Source organism: Curtobacterium sp. MCSS17_008 (assembly GCF_003234185.1).
Taxonomy (GTDB): domain Bacteria; phylum Actinomycetota; class Actinomycetes; order Actinomycetales; family Microbacteriaceae; genus Curtobacterium.
Window position 1 is genome coordinate 247,052 of sequence record NZ_QKSM01000003.1, and the last position, 20,720, is coordinate 267,771.

Genomic DNA, 20,720 nt, shown 5'->3' on the forward strand with positions numbered 1-20,720 from the left:
CGCAGTGCTCCGCGATCAGCGTTCCTCGGTCAGCGCAGGAGCGTCGCGGCCCAGCGCCCGAGCGCGTCGTAGGCCTGTCCGCGGACCTCCGGGGCGGAGAGCACGACGTCGTGCAGCGCGCCGTGGAGCCGTCGGACGGTCACCTCGGCGCCGAGCGACAGCGCGCGGTGCGCGACGACGTCGACGTTGAGCGCCACGTCCGCCCGGGCCATCCCGTCGTCCCACCGCGGCTGCAGCATGCTCTTGTCGCTGAGCATCACGAGCGTCGGCACCGTGATGCCGAGGCCCTGCGCGACCCGCTCCTGCCCGGCGAACACCGCCGCGAGCCACCCGGGGTGCAGCGGGAAGCCGCGGTCCGGTCGCCATCGTTGGTCGTACGTCCACGAGCCCTCGCCCGCAGCAGAGACGGTGCGGGTGTAGAAGCCCGGGTCGACCGCCGGCATCGGCGCGAGGGGGTTCCGCTTCGCCCCGAGCTTGATCACCGGGGCGACGATCGCCCGACCGATCGCGCTCGCCTGGAACTCGAGCCACGGACTGTTGAGCACCAGGCCGTCGACGAGTTCCGGGTGCCGCGCGGCCCAGAGCGACAGGGTGAGCCCACCCGTCGAGTGGCCCATGGGGACGAGGCGTCGTCGGGGTCCGCCGCGGTGCTCGGCCGCGATCGCGTCGAGCGCGGCGCCGATGTCCTCGTCGTAGACGGTCAGGTCGTCGACGAACCCGGGCGTCTGGTGCGGTCGGAGGCTGCGGCCGTACTTCCGCAGGTCGAGGGCGTGGAAACGGGCTCCGAGACGTTCGACCCGCTCGGCGAGCTCCACCTGGAAGAAGTAGTCGGACCAGCCGTGCACGTAGAGCACGTCGACGCCGTGCAGCGGCCCGCGGCTGTGCAGCAGCAGGTCGTTCGGCGATCGCTTCCGCCGGACGAGCGTCGCGACCACCGCACCCTCGCGATCCTCGCCGAGCGGGAGCTCGAGGCGCTCGAACGGAGCCCCGAGCACGTCCTCGTGCCACTGTCCTGCGCCCATCACCCGAGCGTATCCGCGCCGTCCGGGTCACGGCCCGGTCACGCTGCGGTCACGGGACGGTGACGGCGAGGCCCCCTCCGGTAACGATCCGTACCGACTCGGTCCTTTCCCAGTGCACGTCCCGGTTCCGCCCCGGGAACCCGGGGCGGACGTCCGAGGAGCGCTGGGAGGGTCGCCCGGACGCCGTCGGACCACGAGGGCGGGACCACGAGGGGGAGACATGACGGTGCGACGTGTGACCGGGGCCGTGCTGGGCTTCGTCGGCGGCAGCGTGTTGGCGGGGCTGCTGGTCGGGGTCGGGGTGACGCCGGTGCTCGCCGTGGCCGGGGTGGGGACGACGTCGGCGATCGACCTGTTCGACTCGATGCCGGAGTACATCGAGATCGGGGACCTGCCCGAACGGAACGAGATCTGGGCGTACCAGGGCGGGCAGCCGGTGCACCTGGTGGACGTGTGGGACCAGAACCGGCAGGAGCTCGCGCTCGACCAGATCAGCGACACGCTCCAGCACGCCGCGATCGACGGCGAGGACAAGCGCTTCCGCGAGACCGGCGGCGTCGACCTGACGAGCCTGGTCCGATCGGTCGCGAGCGTGATCGCCTCGGGCGGCAAGGGCGGTTCCGGCGGCTCCACCATCACGATGCAGCTGGTCCGGAACATCAAGATCCAGCAGGCGAGCGAGCTGCCGACCGCCGAGGAGCGCGAGGCCGGGTACCGGGAGGCCACGCGGAAGAGCCCGGAGCGCAAGCTCGCCGAGGTGAAGCTCGCGATCGGGCTCGCCAAGGAGTACTCGAAGGACGAGATCCTCGCGGCCTACCTGAACATCGCCTACTTCGGCGACCAGACCTACGGCGTGCAGGCGGCGTCGCAGCGGTACTACGGCAAGGACGCCACCGACCTGACCCCGGCTGAGTCGGCGTCCCTCATCGCCATCGTGCAGTGGCCGGAGCGGCGCGACCTGTCGACGCCGGCACACCACGCCGACAACCAGGCGCGGCGGGACGTCATCCTGCGCTCGATGCACGAGCAGGGGCACCTCACTGACGCCGACCTCGCGACGGCGCTCGCCTCGCGTCCGGCCGACTACGTCCGGCTGACCGCGCCGCAGCAGGGCTGCGAGTCGGCCGTCCGCGGTGCGGAGTTCTTCTGCGCGTACGCCGAGCGGGTGGCGAAGGACCTGCCGCAGCTCGGCGCCGACGCCGACGCCCGCGCTGCCGCGTGGCGGACGGGCGGGTACCGGGTGCAGACCACGCTCGACCTCGACCTCAACACGCAGCAGAAGGACCTGCTCGCCCTGCACGACCCCGCGACCGAGAGCCGGCTCGCCCTCGGCGCGACGCTCGACACCGTCGAGGCGGGCACCGGCCGCGTGCTGACGATGGCGCAGAACAAGGACTTCGACCGGTCGTCGGACGCCCCGGCGACGGCGACGTCGCTCAACTACGCCACCGATGAGTCGAACGGTGGATCGACGGGGTTCCAGGTCGGTTCGACCTACAAGATGTTCACGCTGCTGCGGTGGCTCGAGTCCGGACGGAGCCCCGACACCGTGGTGGACGGCACGCGGAAGGCGCGTGCGACGTGGACGCAGTGTGGGCAGCAGGTCACGCTCGACGTGCCCTACGACCCGAAGAACGACGCACCTGGTCAGACCGGGCCGTACTCCGTCCGCGCGGCGACGGCGCAGTCGGTCAACGCTGCCTACGCGGACATGGCCTCGCAGCTCGACCTGTGCGACATCCGGGACACCGCCGCCCGGCTCGGCGTGCACCCGGCAACCGGCGGCGAGCTGCCGGCCAACCCGGCAGCGATCCTGGGCACGACGAGCATCGCGCCGCTGACGATGGCGGCCGCCTACGCCGGGGTCGCGAACGGCGGCGTGTACTGCGCGCCGGTCGTCGTCGACCAGGTGACCGGGCCGGACGGCACCGACCTCGGCGGGCAGCCGCGTTCGTGCACCCGTGCGGTGTCCGAGGCGGTGGCGGCGCAGGCCTTCGACGTCATGCAGGGCGCGTTCCGTGGCGGCACCGCGACCGGCGGGCAGACGCTCGACGGCGCGACGTTGTTCGGCAAGACGGGCACCACGGACGCGGCGGACCAGATCTGGCTGGTCGGCGGGTCCTCACGGGCGGTGACGGCGTACTGGCAGGGCAACACCGACGGGGCGACGACGAACCTGCGGACCGTCGGCGGCGGGCAGGGCGGCACCTACGCGGGTTCGCGCGCGGACGTGTGGCGCCAGGCGCAGACCGCGGTGAACGCGGCACTGCCGGTGGGCTGACCGGTCCGCCCGGACGACGGACCGGAGGCTCCCCACCGGGCACGGCCCGGCAGCCGCTGGCGCGTCTGCCGGGAACGGGCCGGCGTGGGCCCAGGTGCCAGCCGGCACCGCGCCTCCAGTCCGTCGTGTGGTGGGACTACGCGACCTTCTTGCTGTCCTCGAGCCAGCCCGCGAGCTTCGTCATGTAGTCGGCCTGCGACGCGTAGTCGAGCGCCGGGAAGGTCCAGCTGTGGACCTGGCCCGCCTCGAGCGCGGCGTTGTCGGCGAAGGTCGGCTGCTTCTCGAGGTCGGCGACCTGGTAACCCTGCTGCGACAGCAGCAGCACGTCACCGGTGATCTGCCCCGCGTTCTCCCACGAGTAGACGCCCCAGTAGAAGCCCTTCGGCTTCGGGTCGACGAAGTCGACGCCGAACGAGCTGTACATCTGCAGGGTCGGCTCGTCGCTCGGGCGGGTGACGTACGCGCCGTCGCCGTCGGCGTACATCGAGACGACGGAGAGGCCGCTCGACTCCGCAGCCTGCTCGAGGGTGTCCGCGGCCTCGTCGAAGCGCTGCTCGGCGGCGTCGATCTCCGCCTCGGGCGCTCCGAGGGACTCGGCCAGGTCGGCGATCGTCTCGATGACGTCCTCGCCCTTCCCGCCCCACTCGACGGTGGCGACCGGGGCGATCGCCTCGACCTGCTCCTGCTGTTCCTTGTCCTTGAACCCGTAGGACGGCTGGGTGGTGTCGAGGGTGCCCTTCGCGTCGGTCGGGTAGATCGAGGTGACGACGAGGTCGGGCTGGAGCGCGGCGAGCTCTTCGAGGTCGATGTCGCCGTAGCCGGTGCCGAGTTGGGTGATGCCGTCGGTGTCGAGGCCCTCGAACCGGGCGTCCTTCGCCATGGTCAGCTGACCGAAGGTGCCGACCGGCTCGAGCCCGTACTCGATGAACGAGATCGCGATGTCGTTGAGGACCACGACGCGCTTCGGGGTGCTGTCGGTCTTCACGGTCTTGCCGGTGGCGTCCTCGTACGACCAGGGGCCGGAGGCGGCCGAGCCGGCGCCGGCGGTGTCGTCGGGGTCGGCGGACCCGTTCGCACCGGAGCAGCCGGTGAGGAGGAGGGCCGACACGGCCACGGAGGTCACGAGGGCGGCACGCAGGGAGCCGCGGCGGGGGATCTTCACGTTAGGAGAGGCTAACCTAACTCGGCGCGATCCGCCAGCCTGTGACGCGATCCCGCGGCCGGGAACCGCCCGTCAGGCGTGCTCGTCCGCTTCCGGCACGATCATCGGTGCGCCGGTCACGGGGTCCGGCACGACCCGGGCGTGCAGCCCGAAGGCGGTCTCGAGCACGGCGGGCGTCAGGACGTCGTGCGGCGTCCCGTCGGCGACGACACCGCCGTCGTGCAGGACGACGAGGCGGTCCGAGTACCGCGCGGCGAGCGACAGGTCGTGCAGCACCATCACGACGGTCGACCCCTGCTCGCGGTTCAGCCGCCGCACGAGCCGGAGCACGTCGAGCTGGTGCGCGAGGTCGAGGTACGTCGTCGGCTCGTCGAGGAGCAGGGTCTCCGCCTGCTGCGCCACCACGAGCGCGATCCAGGCGCGCTGTCGCTGGCCGCCCGACAGGCTCGCGACGTCGCGGTGGGCGACGTCGGTCAGTCCGGTCGCGGCGATGGCCTGCTCGGCGACGTCGGCGTCCTCGGCGGTCCACGGCTTCGCCCACGACTGGTGCGGGTTCCGCCCGCGCATGACCAGGTCGAGGACGCTCGTGCCGGCCGGGGCGACCGGGGTCTGGGGCAGGATCGCGAGCCGTCGCGCCACGGCCCGGTTCGGCTCCTTGCGGATCGGGGCACCGTCGAGCAGGACCTCGCCGGCCTGCGGCTTCAGCACGCGCCCGAAGGCCTTCAGGAGCGTCGACTTGCCGCACCCGTTCGCCCCGAGGAACGTCGTCACCGTGCCGCGCTCGATGCGCAGGTCCAGGTCGCGGAGGACCGGCTCGCGGTCGTAGCCGACGGAGAGCGCGCGGGCCTGCAGGACGGGAGGCACGGTGCCGGTCCCCGCGCCACCCGCGCTCCGGTGGGTGGTCGCGTCCGGCGCACCCGCGGTCCGGGTGCCGGTCGTGGTGGCGGTCATCGGGACATCTCCTTGCGGTGGCGGACGAGGAGCCAGATCAGGTACGGGGCGCCGACCACGGTGGTCACGATGCCGACGGGCACCTGCCACGGGAAGGCGGAGCGGGCGAGCAGGTCGGCGCCGAGCACGAGGACGGTGCCGAGCGCGCCCGCGAGCAGCAGCGGTGGTCGGTTCGTGCCGGCCAGGCGGACGGCGACCTGCGGCACGACGAAGGCGACGAACCCGATCGGGCCGGCGGCGGCGACCGCGGCGGCGGTGAGCACGACGGCCAGGGCGATCACGAGGAGTCGGTGCCGCTGGATGCCGAGGCCGACGCCGGTCGCGACCTCGTCGCCGAGCTGGCCGATGCCGAGCGCGGCGCTCGTCGCCAGGGCGATCGGCACGCAGACCGCGGCGACGACGAGCAGCGGCCAGACGGTGGACCACGAGGTGCTCGACAGGCTGCCGACCAGCCACTGCGAGGCTGCCGTGGCGACGGTGATCTTCGCGCGGACGAGCAGGTAGCTGGTCACCGCCTCGAGTGTGGCGCTCACCCCGATGCCGACGAGGACGAGCCGGTAGCTCTGCACGCCGCCCCGCCAGCCGAGTCCGTACACGGCGGCGGCGGCGACGAGGGCCCCGATCGTGGCGGCCACCGGGATGCCGCCGCTCAGCACGGCCGCCGACACGGAGTAGCTGCCGCCGCCGAGCACGATCGCCGCGACCGCACCGACGCTCGCGCCGGAGGTCACACCGATGATGTCCGGCGTGCCGAGGGGGTTCCGCGTGACCGTCTGGGTCAGGGCGCCGGCGACGCCGAGCACCAGGCCGACCAGGGCGCCGGTGACGATCCGCGGGAGCCGCAGGGTCGTGACGATGAAGCCCTCCGGGCCGTCCTCCGCCCCGAGGAGCGCGCGGACGACCGTGCTCGGGGCGATCCAGGTGCTGCCGACGGCGACGCCGAGGACCAGGAGGGCGAGGGCGACGACGATCGCCGCCACCGAGTACCCGAGGACCCGGGGCCGCCAGGCCAAGCCGATCGGACCGAACCGGACGCCGCGACGGCCGACGGTCGTGCGGTCGGCCCGCGCCCGGTCGGCGTCGGGGCGGTGCGTGCCCTGCGGGTCGGTCCCGTTCCGGGTGTCGGTCGCGGTGCTCACAGGGACACCAGCGATCGACGACGGGCCACGGCGACGAACACCGGGCCGCCGAGCACGGCGAGCACGATGCCGACCTCGACCTCGGAGAAGCCGCCGACGAGCCGTCCGACCACGTCGGCGACGAGCACGAGCGCGGCGCCGACGAGCGCCGAGACGGGCAGGGTCCAGCGGTGCCCGGTGCCGACCAGGGCACGTGCGACGTGGGGCACGGTCAGGCCGACGAAGCCGATCGGCCCGGCTGCCGCGGTCGCACCGGCGGCCAGGAGTGTGATGCCGCCGAGTCCGACGAGCCGGGCGACGAGCACGTTCTCGCCGAGGCCGCGCGCGAGCTCCGCGCCGAGTCCGAGGGCGTCGAGCGCGCGGGTGTTCCACACCGCGAGCACGGCGCCGACGAGCAGGAACGGTGCCGCGGCCGCGAGCACGTCGAGCTGCCGGGCGGCGAGCGACCCGACGACCCAGAGCCGGTAGGCGTCGAGGGAGTCCTGGTCGGTCAGCACGATGAAGGACGTGATCGCGCCGAGCAGGGCCGACACGGCGGCACCGGCGAGTGCGAGGGGCACGGGGCTCGCGGTCCCGCTGCCGGCGACGGTCACCGCGAACACGACGACGCTCGCCACGACCGCGCCGACCAGGGCGAACCACACCGTGGCACCGGTGCTCGTGACGCCGAAGACGTACACCCCGAGCACCACGGCGAGTCCCGCGCCGGAGGAGACCCCGAACAGCCCGGGGTCGGCGAGCGGGTTCCGGGTGTGCCCCTGCATGAGGAGTCCGGCCATGCCGAGGGCCGCTCCGACGGCGGCGCCGATGAGGGTGCGCGGGATGCGCGAGCCCCACACGACGGCCTCGGCGGTGCTCGACCCGGACCGCGTCAGCCCCGCGAGCACCTGGTCGACGCCGAGCCGGTTGCTCCCGAGGAGCATGCTGGCCACCGCGGCCGCGAGCAGCACGACGACCAGGGCGACGACCACGAGCAGGTGTCGGCGGACCGCCGTGCGGTGCACGCTGCCGGCACGCGGGGAGCCGTCGGTCCGGGCAGCCCGGGCGGGCGTCAGGACGGTTTCGGGGGATGGCACGGGGACCAGCTTAGGGTAGCCTTCCCTTCATGGCGAAGATCCCGCGGCTCATGCCCGAGGCACCCCGGCTCTTCCGTGCCCGGGTGCTCCGCTCCGTCCGGTACTCCCCGTCGGTGCAACGGGTCACGATCACCGGGGACGACCTGCACGAGTTCCCCTTCGCCGGGTACGACCACTGGTTCCGCCTGTTCCTGCAGCTGCCGCACCAGGAGACGTTCACCCTGCCGGAGATCGACGGCACCCGCTGGTACCCGCAGTACCTCGCCATCCCGCAGGACGAGCGCCCGCACCTGGCGAACTACACGGTCGCCGGCTACCGGCACCTGCCCGACGGCTCGGCCGAGATGGACGTCGACTTCGTCGTGCACACCGACGCGGACGGCGTCCTCGAGGGCGGCGCGGCGATCTGGGCGTGCGCCGCGCAGCCCGGCGACCGGTTGGCCGTGCTCGACCAGGGACGGATCTTCGACTGCCCGGACGACGTCAGCGAGGTGGTCGTGGCCGCCGAGGAGACCGGCCTGCCCGCGGTCGTCGGCATCGCCGCGTCGCTGCCGCGGGACGCCGTGGGCCGCATCATCCAGGAGGTCCCCACCGCCGCCGACGTCCGCGTCCTCGACGCCCCCGTCGGGGTCGAGGTCACCTGGATCGTCCGCGAGCACCTCGACCCGCACGAGGTCCCCGGGCGTGCGGCGCTCGCCGAGCTCGAACGCCACGTGCCGTGCGACGACCGTGTGTACGCCTTCGTCGTGGGGGAGTCGACGCTCGCCACCGCAGGCCGTCGCCACCTGCACCGTGCGGGTGTCCCGAAGTCGCGCATCACGTTCTCGGGCTTCTGGAAGCACGAGGTGCGTCAGGCCGTCCCCGCCTGAGCCGTCCCGGGTAGCGTGCGGGCATGAGCGTCCGACTGAGCGAACTCGTCCTGAACTGCCGCGACCCCGAGGAGCTGTCGCGCTTCTGGTGCGCGGTGCTGGACTACGTCGAACTCGGCAAGGACGACGACGGCATCGAGATCGGTCCGGCGTCGGGCTTCGGCGGCGCGACGCCGACGATCATCCTCAACCGCGTCGAGCACGCGCAGAGCCAGCCCCTCCGCCTGCACGTCGACGTGTCGCCGGTCGACCAGGACCAGGAGGCCGAGCTCGAGCGGCTGCTCGCCCTGGGCGCCCGTCCCGCCGACGTCGGGCAGACCGGCGAGGAGTCCTGGCACGTCCTGCAGGACCCCGAGGGCAACGAGTTCTGCCTGCTGCGGACGCGTCTCGACCCGCTCTGACGCGCGCCCTCGCGTCGCCCGTTCCTTCCCATTGCGGGCGCGATACCTGGCGGTTCCGGGCGTACCTCGTCGTTCGGGCTCATCAGGTACGCCCGGTTCGACGAGGTACGCCCGCTTCGATGCGGTACCCCGCTTCGACCGGGTGCGAGCGGACAGGCGCGGGACGCGAGGCGACCGCAGACGGACGGGAGGCTCCCCACCAGCTGGTGGGGAGCCTCCCGTCCGTCGAGTGGCCGCGTCAGCCCTTGAGGCCCGAGCCCGTCACGCCCTCCACGATCTGCCGCTGGAAGACCAGGTACAGGATGATCAGCGGCAGTGCCGCGAGGATCGCACCGGCCTGGATGTCGGCGTAGCGCTGGCCGAAGCTGCCCTGCACCGTGGCGAGCCCGACCGGGATCGTCATGAGGTCCGGGTTCGACAGCACGAACAGCGGCAGGAGCAGGTTGTTCCAGACGCCGACGAAGGTCAGGATCGTCACCGCCGCGATCACGGGACGCGACAGCGGCAGGATGACCGACCAGTAGATCTTCCACATGCCCGCGCCGTCGATGCGCGCGGCCTCCTCGAGCTCCTTCGGGATCCCGTCGAAGAACTGCTTGAAGATGAACACCGCGATCACGGCGGGCACCTGCGGGAAGATCACCGACCAGTAGGTGTTGAGCAGCCCGACGGCGTTGAGCTCCTGGAAGATCGGGATGATCAGGACCTGCGTCGGGATCATGATGCCGAGGATGATGAGCAGGAACGCGACGTTCCGCCCGCGGAACACGAGCCGGGACAGCGCGAACGCCGCCATCGACGCGAACAGCACCGTCAGCACGGCGGTCACGACACTGGTGATGCCGCTGGCCAGGTACCAGTTCCAGATGTCGCCCGACCGGAACAGGGTCGAGTAGGAGTGCAGCGTCGGGTTCCAGTCCGACAGGATCGCGTTCGCGCCGAGCGCCGCGACGCCGTTGTCGGACAACGACGTCTTCAGGGCGAACAGGCTCGGGATGAGCCAGATGATCGCGAACACGGTCAGGACGACCGCGGCGACGATGTTGAAGCCCCTGCCGGAGACGCCGATCTTCGCGGCGTTGGCGGGCGCCGCCGCCGAGACGCCGGAGCGCAGCTTGCGGGGACGGGAGGTCGTGATGCTCTCGGTGGCGGTCATGTCAGGCCCCGATCTCTCGCTTGGCGGCAGCGCGCTCGACGAGCTGCCGGATGACCGCGATCGCGACGATCACGATGAACAGGAGCACCGACGCGGCGGACGCGGCGCCCAGGCGGTTGTCGGTGAAGCCGACGCCCGTGATGAGCTGCAGCGAGACCTGGGTCGAGATGCCCGGTCCGCCGTTCGTCATCAGGTAGACCTGGTCGAAGATCTTCAGGGACGCGATGATCTGCAGCAGGATCACCAGGGTCGTGGTGCGGCCGAGCAGCGGCAGTGTGATCGACTTGATCTGCTGCCAGTTCGACGCGCCGTCGACGGCGGCGGCCTCGTACAGCTCGCGGGGGATCTCCTGCAGACCGGCCAGGTAGAGCACGAAGTTGAAGCCGAGCGTCCACCAGACCGTGGCGATCGCGACGCCGATCATGGCGGTGTTCGGGCTCGAGAGCATGCCCGAACCCGGCGTCATGCCGAGCGCGGACTGCAGGCTCGCCCAGAGACCGGTCGACGGCGTGAAGATGAAGACCCAGATGAGCGAGATCGTCGCCGACGGCAGGATGAACGGCAGGAAGAACGCCAGGCGGAAGAACCACTGGCCGCGGTTCATGCGGTTCGTGAGCACGGCGAACACGAAGGCGAGGACGACGAGCGGCGGCGTCGTGTACAGCGTGAACTGCAGGGTGTGCCACAGGGACGACCAGAAGTCGCTCCGTCCGAGCATCTCGGCGTAGTTCGCGAAGCCCGCGAAGCTGCCGAGCCCGGTGCGGACGGTCGAGGTGTTGAAGAAGCTCGTGACGAGCATCCACACCGTGGGCCCGAGCAGGAAGGCCACGTAGAACAGGCCGAACGGCGCGAGGAAGAGCCAGCCGGAGCGGCCCTGCCCCCGGTTGGTCGGGTGGACACGGGGACGCGCGCGCCGGCTGACGGTGGCGGCGTCCGTGGGGCGGGTGAGAACTGGTGCAGCGGTCACGTCATCGTGCCTTTCGCGCGGTGTCCACTTCGGACGAGGGGATCACGTGCCCGGTCACAGCGGGCTCGGGGTGTTGAGGTAGGTCGCGAGCTGGCCCTTGATCGCCGAGAGCGCCTGCGCGGGGGAGCTGCTGCCCTGCTGGACGAGCGCGAGCTGCGCGCCGACGATGCCCTCGAACGTGGAGCCGGACCCGCCGTACCAGGCGGGGTCGTCGAAGACCGCGGACTCGGCGGCCGACGCGTAGTTCGACTGCGGCGTGAGCTCCCGGTACTGCTGGCTGTCGAACGTGGGCATGTACGCCGGCACGTGCCCGCCCTCGGCCCAGGTCAGGCTCTGCTCGAGCATCTGCTTGATGAAGAGCATGTGGGCCTTGCGCTGTTCGGGCGTGCGGTCCTTCTTCGGCAGGATGAAGACGTGGGAGTCGGCCTGCGTGGCCGGCTTGTCGAAGAGCTGCGGGATCGGCACCATGCCGAACTCCAGGCCCTTGATCGACTGGGCGGTGCTGATCTCCCACTCGCCCTGCATGAAGAAGCCGGCCTTGCCGTCGAACATGAGCGACTGCGCGGTCGCGTAGTCGAGGGCCTTGTTCAGCCAGCCCTCCTGCACCCACTTCTGGGTCGTCTCGGTGACCGTGTTGTAGGCGTCCTCGTTGACGGTGAGCTCCGCGCCGCCGTCGCTGATGAACGGCGTCGCGCCGTCGATCTGGTTGTACATCGTCCAGAAGAAGCGCCACGGCGTCGCGGTCTCGGGGACGACGTTCGCGACGTTGAGGGCGGTCCCGCCGGTGACCTTCGACACCGCGGCGAGTGCGGCCTCGAAGTTCTCCAGGCCGTCCAGGTCCTTGAGCTTCCCGTCCGGGCCGATGAGTCCCGCCTTCCTGCAGACCTCGACGTTGTAGAAGAGCACGAAGGGGTGGGTGTCGAGCGGGATGCAGATGTTCTTGCCGTCGGTCTTCTGCGCGGTCCACGCCTTCTGGTTGAAGTCGCTGGCGCTCAGGCCGACGCTCGCCAGGTCGTCCTCGGTGATCGGGTCGAGCAGGTCGCCGTCCCACAGCGGCTTCGCCCGGGTGAGGTGGGCGATGGCGACGTCCGGCGGCTTGTTGCCGACGGTGGCCAGTGTGACCTTCGAGTAGTAGGGGTTGCCCCAGGCGAACGTCGTCGCCTGCAGCGCGGACGAACCGCCGTGCTGCTTCGCGTACCCGTCCTCCATGGTCTGCATGCGGACGCCGTCACCGCCGCCGAACAGGTTCCAGAAGACGAGCGTCTCCGGGTTGAGCGGGGCGCCGGCGACGCCGGCAGCGAGGGGGCTCGAGCAGGCCGCGAGCGGGAGCACCGCGGCACCCGCGGCGGCTCCGGCGAGCAGGCTCCGCCGGGTGAACGCACCACCCCGGGACTGCGGGGTCGGTACGGCTGGTCGGATCGGCATGGCATCACTCCATCGGGACGGGGCCGAGCGGAGCGGTCGTTGCTCCGTGAGCGCTCACATTAGCGGCAGGGTCCGGGGTCCGCCACCCCTTTCGTGAACGTCACGACGAGGACGCGGACCGGCTTCCCCATGCTGCCGAAACCCGCTAGCGTTCTCGAAGACGTGAGCGCTCACTTTCGTTCCGGGCCGATCACGTCGCCGCACGAGCCCCCAGCAGATCGAAGGAGATCCATGCCTCGCACACACCTCGTCCTCGACGCCGCGTTCACCGTGGGGCCGGTGCGCCGTCGCCTCTTCGGCGGGTTCGTCGAACACCTCGGACGCCACGTCTACGACGGCATCCACGAGCCCGCGCACGAGACCGCCGACGAGCACGGCTTCCGGAAGGACGTCGTCGAGCTCGTCAAGGAGCTCGGCGTGTCGGCCATCCGCTACCCGGGCGGCAACTTCGTCTCCGGGTACAAGTGGGAGGACGGCGTCGGCCCCGTCGAGCAGCGCCCCCGCCGCCTCGACCTCGCCTGGCACTCGACCGAGACCAACGAGGTCGGCCTGCACGAGTTCCAGCACTGGCTCGACCAGGTCGGCTCCGAGCTCATGCTCGCCGTCAACCTCGGTACCCGTGGCACGCAGGAGGCGATCGAACTCCTCGAGTACGCGAACATCGACGCCGGCACCGCGCTGAGCGAGTACCGCCGCTCGAACGGCCGCCAGGAGCCCTTCGCCATCAAGATGTGGTGCCTCGGCAACGAGATGGACGGCCCGTGGCAGCTCGGCCACAAGAACGCCGAGGACTACGGCAAGCTCGCCGCGATGACGGCGAAGGCCATGCGCCAGATCCAGCCCGACCTCGAGCTCGTCGCCTGCGGTTCGTCCGGCGCCTCGATGCCGACGTTCGGCGAGTGGGAGCGCACCGTCCTCGAGCACACCTACGACGACGTCGACTACATCTCGGCGCACGCGTACTACGAGGAGGACGACGACATGCCGTCCTTCCTCGCCTCGGGCGTCAACATGGACCACTTCATCGACACCGTCACGACCGCCGCCGACCACGTCAAGGCGCACAAGAAGTCGGACAAGCGCATCGACATCTCGTTCGACGAGTGGAACGTCTGGTCGATCAAGCGCTGGGAGGCGCAGGCCAAGACCTTCACGCTCGACGAGTGGCCGGTCGCGCCCCGTCTGCTCGAGGACGTCTACACGGTCGCCGACGCGGTCGTCGTCGGCGGGCTGCTCATCTCGCTGCTCCGGCACGCCGACCGCGTGGCGTCCGCGAGCCTCGCGCAGCTCGTCAACGTCATCGGCCCGATCATGACCGAGCCGGGCGGCCCGGCCTGGCGCCAGACGACGTTCTTCCCGTTCTCCGTCACGTCGCGGCTGGCGAACGGCACCTCGCTCCAGGTCAAGGCCTCGGGCGACACCGTCGACGGCGGCAAGTACGGCGAGGTCCCCGTGGTCGACTCGGCCGCCACGGTCGAGGACGGCACGGCGGCGGTGTTCCTCGTGAACCGCCACCAGACCGAGTCCACCACCGTGACGATCGACCTCGCCGGTCTGTCGGTCGACGGCGACGTGCACGCCGAGGGCGTGTGGGACGACGACGTGCACGCCGTGAACGACCTCGGGAACCGGGAGCGCGTGGGCCTCCGCACGAACGAGACCGTCCGCCGCGAGGGCGACACGATCACGATCGAGCTGCCGCCCGTGTCCTGGACCGCGGTGTCGATCGGCTGAGCCGACCGCCGATCCCGGTCGGCGCACGAACGCCTCGGCGAGCGCTCCGGTGAGCGTCGAGTGAGCACGGAGGGCGTCGGCCCGCGCAAGCGGGTCGGCGCCCTCCGCTCTGCGTGCCACACCGCGTTCCGGCGATCGTGATCGGGACCCCGCGTCGCATCGGACGTCGGCAGCGGACGGACGGGAGGCGTGGGACGGGCCCCAGCCGTGCCTCCCGTCCGACGGGTGGTCGCTCGAGCGTCAGGCCTCCGCAGGACGCATGTCGTACGTGACCCAGGGCGTCGCAGTGGCGACGCGGTCGTAGACCGCCCGAGCCCCCGCGTTGTCCGCTGCCGTGATCCACCGGACGACGCTGGCTCCCTCCGCCGCCGCGATCGCGGCTGCTTCCCGGAGGAGCGCCGTGGCGACACCCCGGTGCCTGGCGTCCGGTGCCGTGAAGAGGTCGTCCAGGTACAGGCCGGTCGTCGCCGACGACGGGCGGGCGAAGCGGCGCAGGTCCGCGAGCCCGACGAGGCGGCCGTCGGCGTCCTCGGCGACCAGGCCGAGGAGGCCGTGCGCGCCCTCGGACACCCATCCCCACGTGGTCCGGACGGACGCCGGGTCGTCCGGCAGCCGGTAGAAGGCGCGGTACCCGGCGTACAGGTGCTGCCACTGGGCGGCGTCGGCGGGGGAGACGGGGCGGACGGAGACGGTCACGGCCGCAGCCTACGACGAACGATGGCCCGTCCCCGCGCAGCGCCCGGTCACCGGGGTCCCGATGTGTGCGGGACGCCGCTGCCGGGGAACCGATCGGCCGGACCCGCGTCGGGGTCAGCGTCGCAGCGTCTGCCGCGGGTACTCGCCGTAGGCCTGTGCGTAGGTCCCGGAGAACCGTCCGAGGTGGGCGAAGCCCCAGCGGCGGGCCACGTCCTGCACCGTGGTCGTGCCGGGGTCCGCGCGGAGCAGCTCGATGCGGACACGCGCGAGCCGCACCCGGAGCAGGTACGTCATCGGCGAGCAGTCCAGGTGGCGTTGGAACGTCTCCTGCACCGAGCGGACACTGAGGTCAGCGGCGCGCGCGATGTCCCCGACAGTGAGGGGCTCGTGGACGTGCTCGTGCACGAACTCGACGGCCGCCCGGAGCCGGGACAACCGCGGCAGGAGCACCACCTCGGGGATCTCGGGGAGCGCCGGCGGGTAGAGCGCGAGGAAGGCCGCCGCGGCGTCCCGGGTGAGCGTCTGCCACAGCAGGGTCCCCACACCGTTCCGCAGTTCCCGTGCGAGGAGGGTCACCTGGCCGCGCCACCGAGCGACGGCAGCCGGGTCGAGCGTCCGCAGGTGGTCGAGTGCCAGGTCGTCCACCGGGCCGGTGCGGTACCGCTCCTCGGCGACGTCGTGGACGAGGGACCGGGACAGGTGCACGATGCGCTGGTCGTAGTCCTGGTACTCGAAGACGAACTCGCGGTCGGTGGGGAACAGCATCGGGACGCCGGTGGTGAGCGGTACCCGGTCGTGCCGGACGTCGGGGACGCCCACCCCCTCGGTGAGCCACTGCACGATGTAGTCGTCGGTGTGGGGGATCGCCCCGCGGATGGCTCCGGTGATCCTGGACCGCCGGAGCGTGACCGCGTCGTCGCCGACGGCCGTGTACCGGTAGGAGAACGGCCGTCCCGTGCTGTGCGCAGCCCACCCGCGGCCGTCGTAGAGCCCACCGACCTCCTCGACCACGCCGTCCGGGCTCGTGCCGATGGCCTCGAGCCGGACGGCGTGCCGGGTCGCGGTCGGAGCGGCGGCCTCGTGGCGCTCGACCTCCTCCGCCGCCCGCGACGCACGGGGCCGGGCGATCGTCGCGGTGCTCACGGGCGGGAGGAGGCGTCGGAGGACACGTTGCTGCAGACGCTCGCGGTCCGGAGACGCGCCTGCGCGGTGGAGGTCGTCCTCGCGCGTGGCCCGCTGGGCGACGTCGCGGAAGTACTGCTGATCATCTTGCACCCCTGAACGGCTCGACGAAACGTCGGGAACGGCCGGGGTCTGGGGCAACTCCTTCAACGGTAGGACACCCGCGTCGCCATGGGAAGCACGAGCGGTGGACGATCCGGAGAGCGCGGCGGTCCGGCTCGGGTGTCAGGACGGTGACGCCGACCGCCGGGACGCCGCGCGTGCCCGGGCCTTGATGTCCTCGATCACCGCGGTCTTCGCGTCGGCGTACGCGTTCGAGTCGTCCCAGGACCGCTCCATCAGCGCGCGCTTCGTGTCCTCGTAGCGTCGCCGGTCGGCATCGTCGCGGTGCAGGCGGTCGCGGAGGAGCACGTAGTCGTCGAGCGCCTGCGCGCCGTGCTCGTAGACGTGCACGTGCGCGTCGCGCTCCGGCGTCCGCACGAGCCGGTGCCCGGGTTCGCGGACGCGGAGCACGTACCCGGCGGCGAGCAGGGGCCCGAGGTACGCGGCCTCGTCGGTGACGTCCGGCACGGCGACCGCGACGTCGACGATCGGCTTCGCGGCCAGACCCGGCACCGACGTCGATCCGATGTGCTCGATGCCGACGTGCTGCCCGTCGAGGGCGTCGGCGATGCGCGAGCGGTGCTCCTCGTAGCGCGCGGCCCAGGCGGGGTCGTACTCGTGCAGGCCCACCGAGAGCGGTTCGGGGCCACCGACGATGTCCACGTCCGTGACGTCGGGCAGCGCGTGTGCGCCCGTGCGGACCCAGTGGTGCAGCAGCGTGTGCCCGTCCGGGTCGACCACACTGCGCTCGTACCGGCCGCCGACGTGCTCGATGACGCGGCGGGACGCGGGGTTCGTCGCGTCGCAGGTCAGCATGACCTCGGGCAGCCCACGCTGGCCGGCCAGGTGGACCACCCTGCTGAGCGCCTCGGACGCCAGGCCCCTGCCCCGCGCCGACGGGCGGACGCCGTACCCCACGTGGCCGCCGTACGACCGGAGGAAGTCGTTGAGCTCGTGCCGGAGCGCGATGCTCCCGAGGTACTCGTCACCCTCGACGATCCAGCGGTAGGTGCACGTCACGTGGTCGGGGCTGGCGGGGACCGTCTCCTCGGCGAGGAGCTGGTCGACCCACCGCTCGAAGCCGACCCGGTCGGCGATCGCCGCGGCGTCGCGGACGCCCGCCCCGTCCTGGTGGGTGCCGTCCCACTCCTGCAGGGCGCGCGCGAACGACGGGAAGTAGTGGTGGGCGGGCGCGACGAGTTCCATCCGGTGAGCCTAGGACGGACGCCAGGCGCGTGGCGGGGTCGCCACGCGCCTGGCGTCCGGCCAGCTCGGTGCCCCGGGCTGGGGTGCGGCGTCAGCGGTAGCGGTAGAAGCCCTCGCCGGACTCGACGCCGTACTTGCCCTGGTCGAGGTACTCGGTGCGCAGGTACTCCGCCCACGCCTGCGCACCCGGCTCGGGGGACGCACTCGCGATCGCGTGCGCCGTGCGGAGCCCGACGACGTCGTAGATCTGGAACGGGCCGACCGGGGCGCCGGTGCCGATGCGCCACGTGGTGTCGACCGTCTCCGGGTCGGCGACCCCGCGGAGCACCAGGCCCGCGGCGGCGTCGAGGAACGGCACGAGCAGCGAGTTGAGCACGTAGCCCGGCTGCTCCTTGCGCAGGCGGATCGGCACCATGCCGATCTCCTCGGCGAACGACGCGACCCGGTCGAACACGGCCGGGTCCGTCTGCTCGGTGCCCATCACCTCGGCGGTGTTCTGGCGCCACACGTGGTTCGCGAAGTGCAGGGCGAGGAAGCGGTCCGGGCGCCCGGTCGCGTCGGCGATCGCGCTCGGCAGCAGCGTCGAGGAGTTCGTCGCGAAGACGGTGCCCGCCGGCGCCACACCGGCGAGGCGGGCGTACACCTCGCGCTTCAGCTCGAGTCGTTCCGGGACGGCCTCGATGACGAGGTCCGCACCGGCGACGGCCCGCGCGAGGTCGGCGTCGAAGGTGATCCGTGCGACGGCGGCCTCGGCGTCCTGCCGGGCGTCCTGCCCGACGTCACCGAGGTACTGCTCGACGATCCCGGCGAGCCGCTCACGGCCGGCGGCGATCGCGTCGTCGCTGATGTCGTGGACGACGACGGGGATGCCGTGTCGCGCGGTCTGGAGGGCGATCTGGGTGCCGAGGACGCCGGCGCCGAGCACCGCCACGGAGCTGAAGGTGGTCATGGGGCCAGTCTGCTCCGGTCGTGCACGGGGACGGCCGTGCACCGTCCGGCGTCGACGAGCGCCGGGTCCCGGTCCGTGCTGAGGGCCGCGGTGCGGACGGTGCTCCGATCGGGGCCCGCCGACGTCACGGTCGGAAGAACTGCTCGTAGATCGCGTCGGCGTCGAGTCCGGCCGTGCGGAGCCGGACGTGTGCAGCGAGCACACTCGGGTCGGTGAGTCCGGCCACCCGGCGCCATGCCGAGCGGGAGACGGGGACGTCCTCCGGCGCCACCGGGGGCGCGTAGGTCGTCCGGACGACGGGACGACCCGTCGACGCGCTGGACCGGGAACTGCTGCTCATCGTGACACCCCTGACTGTCTCGGAGACTCGAACGGAATCCGCGGCCGGGGTCTGGGGCTGCCCGTCAACGGTAGGACAAGCGCGAGGTGTGGATCAACCGCACACTCGACCGTCCGCGCAGACGGTGCGGTCTGCGCACCTCCGGCGGCTGGACGGGGTCAGGAACTGCGTAGTCTGGACATCGGCACCGGTACCCGACCGGGCTCAAGCTCCGGAAGGACCGCGACATGGTGCAGGACCGTGAGCGTCGACTCATCGACGCGTTCCTGGTCGCGACGCGGACGCTCGTCGGGGACTACGACGTCGTGGAGATGCTCCAGACCCTCGTCGACGAGGTCGTGGAGACGTTCGGACTGGACGCGGCGGGCATCACGCTGGCCAACCGGGAGCGGGAGCTCGAGGTGGTCGCTGCGACGAGCACCCAGACGACCCTGCTGGAGCTCCTGCAGCTGGAGTCGGGGGAGGGCCCCTGCGTCGAGGCGTACGCGTCCGGTTCGGTCCGGAAGGCCGGGTCCCTCGAGGAGATGCGCCGGAACTGGCCCGGCTTCGCGGCAGCGGCGGAGGCTGCAGGCTTCGCCTCGGTGCTCTCGATCCCGCTCCGGGCCCGGGACACGGTCCTCGGGTCGATGAACCTCTTCCGGTCCTCGCCGGGCGACCTGGACGAGCGCGACCTCGCCGCGGTCCGCGCGCTCACCGACGTGGCCACCATCACCATCCTGCAGCAGCGGAGCGCCGACCAGGCCGCACGAGCGCAGGAACAGCTGCAACAGGCCCTGGACAGCCGCGTCGCGATCGAGCAGGCGAAGGGGTTCCTGGCGAACACCCACCGGGTCGACCCCGACGAGGCGTTCGCACTGCTCCGGCGGTGGGCCCGGTCGCACAACGTCCTGCTGCAGGATGCCGCCCGCGGGGTGACCGAGCGTCGCTTCGTCATCCCGCCGATCGACTCGGTCCTGCCGTCGGCGCCGCGGACGCCGCGCTGACGCCGCTCGCGCCGTCCGACCGCAGGAGGCCGGTGCGCACACGGCCTCAGGCCGACGGCGGGGCGGTGCTCGCGCGCTCGACCAGGCGCACCGGGACGAGGTCCGTGGTGGCGCGGACCGGGGCGCCCTCGATCTGGTCGAGCAGGTTCGCCACCGCGCGGCGGCCGACCTCGTCGAAGGACTGGTGCACGGTGGTGAGCGGCGGCCAGAACGAGTCGGACTCGGGGGAGTCGTCGAACCCCACCACGCTGAGCGACGACGGCACGGGCCTGCCCGACTCGTGCGCGGCCCGGAGGACCCCGAGCGCCGTCTGGTCGTTCGCGGCGAACACCGCCGTGATCTCCGGACGGGCGGCGATCTCGAGCCCGGCCGCGTAGCCGTGCTCCGTCGTCCACCCGCCGTGGAACACCGGTGGGACGACCCGGCCGGCCCGCTCCAGGGTGTCCTGCCACGCGGCGAGTCGTCGGGCCGCGGAGTACGACGACCCGGGCCCCGCGACGTGCCACACGGTCTCGTGGCCGAGGTCGAGGAGGTGCTGTGTGGCCCGGCGGGCGCCGTCGGCCTGGTCGGTGTCGATCGCCGGGTGCTCGGTGGTGCCGGTCGAGTCCACGACGACCATCGGGACGCCGTCGGGCAGGGCGACCTCGGCCGTGTCGATGATGTGCGACTCGATGATGATCACCACGCCGTCGACGGCCTGCTCGTGGAGGCGGGAGAACGCCGAGCGGACCCCTTCCTCGGTGCGTGAGGCCATCGGCAGGAGGGTGATCGTGAAGTCGGCCGCGCCCGCGGCGTCGGCGATCGCCTCGAGCGTGCGCATGTTGCCGAACGACGCGAGCGTGAACATGATCACGCCGATCGTGCGGAACCGGCCGGAGCGCAGGGCGCGGGCGGCGCGGTTCGGTCGGTAGCCGAGTGCGTCCATCGCCCGCTGCACGCGGTCGCGGGTCTCCGGGCTGACGTTGTCGAACCCGCGTGCGACGCGTGAGACCGTCTGCATCGACACGCCGGCGGCCTCGGCCACGGCGGCCATCGACGGCGCCCGGCGGCTGGCGGTCAGATCGGTCGACAACGTGGTT

The 20,720-nt window shown here is 72.1% G+C and carries 19 protein-coding genes; 5 read left to right on the top strand and 14 right to left on the bottom strand.

Translation table 11 applies throughout. The features are described 5' to 3' along the window. Positions 1–29: 29 nt before the first annotated feature. Positions 30–1,022 carry an alpha/beta hydrolase gene (locus tag DEJ23_RS05535; RefSeq protein ID WP_181429131.1) on the bottom strand — a complete coding sequence of 331 codons (993 nt, stop codon included), beginning with the start codon at positions 1,020–1,022 and terminating at the stop codon, positions 30–32. A gap of 220 nt (positions 1,023–1,242) precedes the next feature. Here DEJ23_RS05535 and DEJ23_RS05540 point away from each other — a divergent pair, with 220 nt between their 5' ends. After that, positions 1,243–3,303, top strand: coding sequence for a transglycosylase domain-containing protein (locus DEJ23_RS05540; protein ID WP_111239241.1), 2,061 nt, complete (start codon positions 1,243–1,245; stop codon positions 3,301–3,303). Between the two features lie 136 nt (positions 3,304–3,439). Here DEJ23_RS05540 and DEJ23_RS05545 read toward each other — a convergent pair whose 3' ends face one another. The 4 genes from DEJ23_RS05545 to DEJ23_RS05560 form a co-directional block, all read right to left on the bottom strand. Next, a complete protein-coding gene (locus DEJ23_RS05545; RefSeq protein ID WP_111239242.1) occupies positions 3,440–4,465 on the bottom strand; it encodes an ABC transporter substrate-binding protein in 1,026 nt (341 codons plus the stop codon). Positions 4,466–4,537: 72 nt separating this feature from the next. Then, positions 4,538–5,416, bottom strand: a complete 879-nt coding sequence (locus DEJ23_RS05550) for an ABC transporter ATP-binding protein (protein WP_258375269.1) — start codon at positions 5,414–5,416, stop codon at positions 4,538–4,540. Beyond that, entirely contained in the window at positions 5,413–6,555 is a 1,143-nt protein-coding gene (locus DEJ23_RS05555; RefSeq protein ID WP_111239243.1) for an iron chelate uptake ABC transporter family permease subunit, read from the bottom strand. Before DEJ23_RS05555 ends, DEJ23_RS05550 begins: the two co-directional genes overlap by 4 nt. Continuing rightward, positions 6,552–7,631 (bottom strand): iron ABC transporter permease, encoded by a 1,080-nt coding sequence (locus tag DEJ23_RS05560; protein WP_258375270.1) that lies wholly within the window; start codon positions 7,629–7,631, stop codon positions 6,552–6,554. The genes DEJ23_RS05555 and DEJ23_RS05560 overlap by 4 nt, the downstream gene beginning before the upstream one ends. 29 nt (positions 7,632–7,660) lie before the next feature. Between DEJ23_RS05560 and DEJ23_RS05565 the strand changes: the two genes are divergently transcribed. Continuing rightward, positions 7,661–8,500, top strand: coding sequence for a siderophore-interacting protein (locus tag DEJ23_RS05565; protein ID WP_111239245.1), 840 nt, complete (start codon positions 7,661–7,663; stop codon positions 8,498–8,500). Positions 8,501–8,523: 23 nt separating this feature from the next. Then, positions 8,524–8,901 carry a VOC family protein gene (locus DEJ23_RS05570; RefSeq protein ID WP_111239246.1) on the top strand — a complete coding sequence of 126 codons (378 nt, stop codon included), beginning with the start codon at positions 8,524–8,526 and terminating at the stop codon, positions 8,899–8,901. A 238-nt stretch (positions 8,902–9,139) separates the two neighbouring features. On the opposite strand, the gene DEJ23_RS05575 is transcribed toward DEJ23_RS05570, so the two are convergent. Genes DEJ23_RS05575 through DEJ23_RS05585 form a run of 3 tightly spaced genes read right to left on the bottom strand, consistent with a single transcriptional unit; the run spans position 9,140 to position 12,449 of the window. Beyond that, positions 9,140–10,057: a carbohydrate ABC transporter permease gene (locus DEJ23_RS05575; RefSeq protein WP_111239247.1), complete on the bottom strand. Its 918-nt coding sequence runs from the start codon at positions 10,055–10,057 to the stop codon at positions 9,140–9,142. Position 10,058: 1 nt separating this feature from the next. After that, entirely contained in the window at positions 10,059–11,024 is a 966-nt protein-coding gene (locus DEJ23_RS05580) for a carbohydrate ABC transporter permease (protein WP_111239248.1), read from the bottom strand. Between the two features lie 54 nt (positions 11,025–11,078). Beyond that, a complete protein-coding gene (locus tag DEJ23_RS05585) occupies positions 11,079–12,449 on the bottom strand; it encodes an extracellular solute-binding protein (RefSeq protein WP_111239249.1) in 1,371 nt (456 codons plus the stop codon). 231 nt (positions 12,450–12,680) lie between these two features. Here DEJ23_RS05585 and DEJ23_RS05590 point away from each other — a divergent pair, with 231 nt between their 5' ends. After that, positions 12,681–14,183 (top strand): alpha-N-arabinofuranosidase, encoded by a 1,503-nt coding sequence (locus tag DEJ23_RS05590; RefSeq protein WP_111239250.1) that lies wholly within the window; start codon positions 12,681–12,683, stop codon positions 14,181–14,183. A gap of 240 nt (positions 14,184–14,423) precedes the next feature. Here the strand turns inward: DEJ23_RS05590 and DEJ23_RS05595 are convergent, their stop codons facing one another. From DEJ23_RS05595 to DEJ23_RS05615, 5 genes are all read right to left on the bottom strand, one after another. Continuing rightward, the gene (locus DEJ23_RS05595) at positions 14,424–14,879 is read right to left on the bottom strand and encodes a GNAT family N-acetyltransferase (RefSeq protein ID WP_111239251.1); all 456 of its coding nucleotides are present in this window, start codon (positions 14,877–14,879) and stop codon (positions 14,424–14,426) included. Positions 14,880–14,993: 114 nt separating this feature from the next. Beyond that, positions 14,994–16,022, bottom strand: coding sequence for a helix-turn-helix domain-containing protein (locus DEJ23_RS05600; protein WP_146240200.1), 1,029 nt, complete (start codon positions 16,020–16,022; stop codon positions 14,994–14,996). 264 nt (positions 16,023–16,286) lie between these two features. Next, positions 16,287–17,369, bottom strand: coding sequence for a GNAT family N-acetyltransferase (locus tag DEJ23_RS15885; RefSeq protein ID WP_258375271.1), 1,083 nt, complete (start codon positions 17,367–17,369; stop codon positions 16,287–16,289). A gap of 91 nt (positions 17,370–17,460) precedes the next feature. After that, entirely contained in the window at positions 17,461–18,318 is an 858-nt protein-coding gene (locus tag DEJ23_RS05610; RefSeq protein ID WP_111239253.1) for a 3-hydroxyacyl-CoA dehydrogenase, read from the bottom strand. A gap of 124 nt (positions 18,319–18,442) precedes the next feature. Further along, positions 18,443–18,658 (bottom strand): hypothetical protein, encoded by a 216-nt coding sequence (locus DEJ23_RS05615; protein WP_111239254.1) that lies wholly within the window; start codon positions 18,656–18,658, stop codon positions 18,443–18,445. Positions 18,659–18,885: 227 nt separating this feature from the next. Between DEJ23_RS05615 and DEJ23_RS05620 the strand changes: the two genes are divergently transcribed. Beyond that, positions 18,886–19,641 carry a GAF and ANTAR domain-containing protein gene (locus DEJ23_RS05620; RefSeq protein ID WP_111239255.1) on the top strand — a complete coding sequence of 252 codons (756 nt, stop codon included), beginning with the start codon at positions 18,886–18,888 and terminating at the stop codon, positions 19,639–19,641. Between the two features lie 46 nt (positions 19,642–19,687). On the opposite strand, the gene DEJ23_RS05625 is transcribed toward DEJ23_RS05620, so the two are convergent. Continuing rightward, positions 19,688–20,674, bottom strand: coding sequence for a LacI family DNA-binding transcriptional regulator (locus DEJ23_RS05625; RefSeq protein WP_111239256.1), 987 nt, complete (start codon positions 20,672–20,674; stop codon positions 19,688–19,690). Positions 20,675–20,720 lie beyond the last annotated feature (46 nt).

Coding starts and splice junctions, on each gene's coding strand:
- DEJ23_RS05615 (WP_111239254.1), bottom strand. CDS start 18,658: ATGAGCAGCAGTTCCCGGTCCAGCGCGTCGACGGGTCGTCCCGTCGTC.
- DEJ23_RS05565 (WP_111239245.1), top strand. CDS start 7,661: ATGGCGAAGATCCCGCGGCTCATGCCCGAGGCACCCCGGCTCTTCCGT.
- DEJ23_RS05590 (WP_111239250.1), top strand. CDS start 12,681: ATGCCTCGCACACACCTCGTCCTCGACGCCGCGTTCACCGTGGGGCCG.
- DEJ23_RS05610 (WP_111239253.1), bottom strand. CDS start 18,318: ATGACCACCTTCAGCTCCGTGGCGGTGCTCGGCGCCGGCGTCCTCGGC.
- DEJ23_RS05575 (WP_111239247.1), bottom strand. CDS start 10,057: ATGACCGCCACCGAGAGCATCACGACCTCCCGTCCCCGCAAGCTGCGC.
- DEJ23_RS05625 (WP_111239256.1), bottom strand. CDS start 20,674: ATGGCCGCCGTGGCCGAGGCCGCCGGCGTGTCGATGCAGACGGTCTCA.
- DEJ23_RS05535 (WP_181429131.1), bottom strand. CDS start 1,022: ATGGGCGCAGGACAGTGGCACGAGGACGTGCTCGGGGCTCCGTTCGAG.
- DEJ23_RS05540 (WP_111239241.1), top strand. CDS start 1,243: ATGACGGTGCGACGTGTGACCGGGGCCGTGCTGGGCTTCGTCGGCGGC.
- DEJ23_RS05620 (WP_111239255.1), top strand. CDS start 18,886: ATGGTGCAGGACCGTGAGCGTCGACTCATCGACGCGTTCCTGGTCGCG.
- DEJ23_RS15885 (WP_258375271.1), bottom strand. CDS start 17,369: ATGGAACTCGTCGCGCCCGCCCACCACTACTTCCCGTCGTTCGCGCGC.
- DEJ23_RS05570 (WP_111239246.1), top strand. CDS start 8,524: ATGAGCGTCCGACTGAGCGAACTCGTCCTGAACTGCCGCGACCCCGAG.
- DEJ23_RS05585 (WP_111239249.1), bottom strand. CDS start 12,449: ATGCCGATCCGACCAGCCGTACCGACCCCGCAGTCCCGGGGTGGTGCG.
- DEJ23_RS05550 (WP_258375269.1), bottom strand. CDS start 5,416: ATGACCGCCACCACGACCGGCACCCGGACCGCGGGTGCGCCGGACGCG.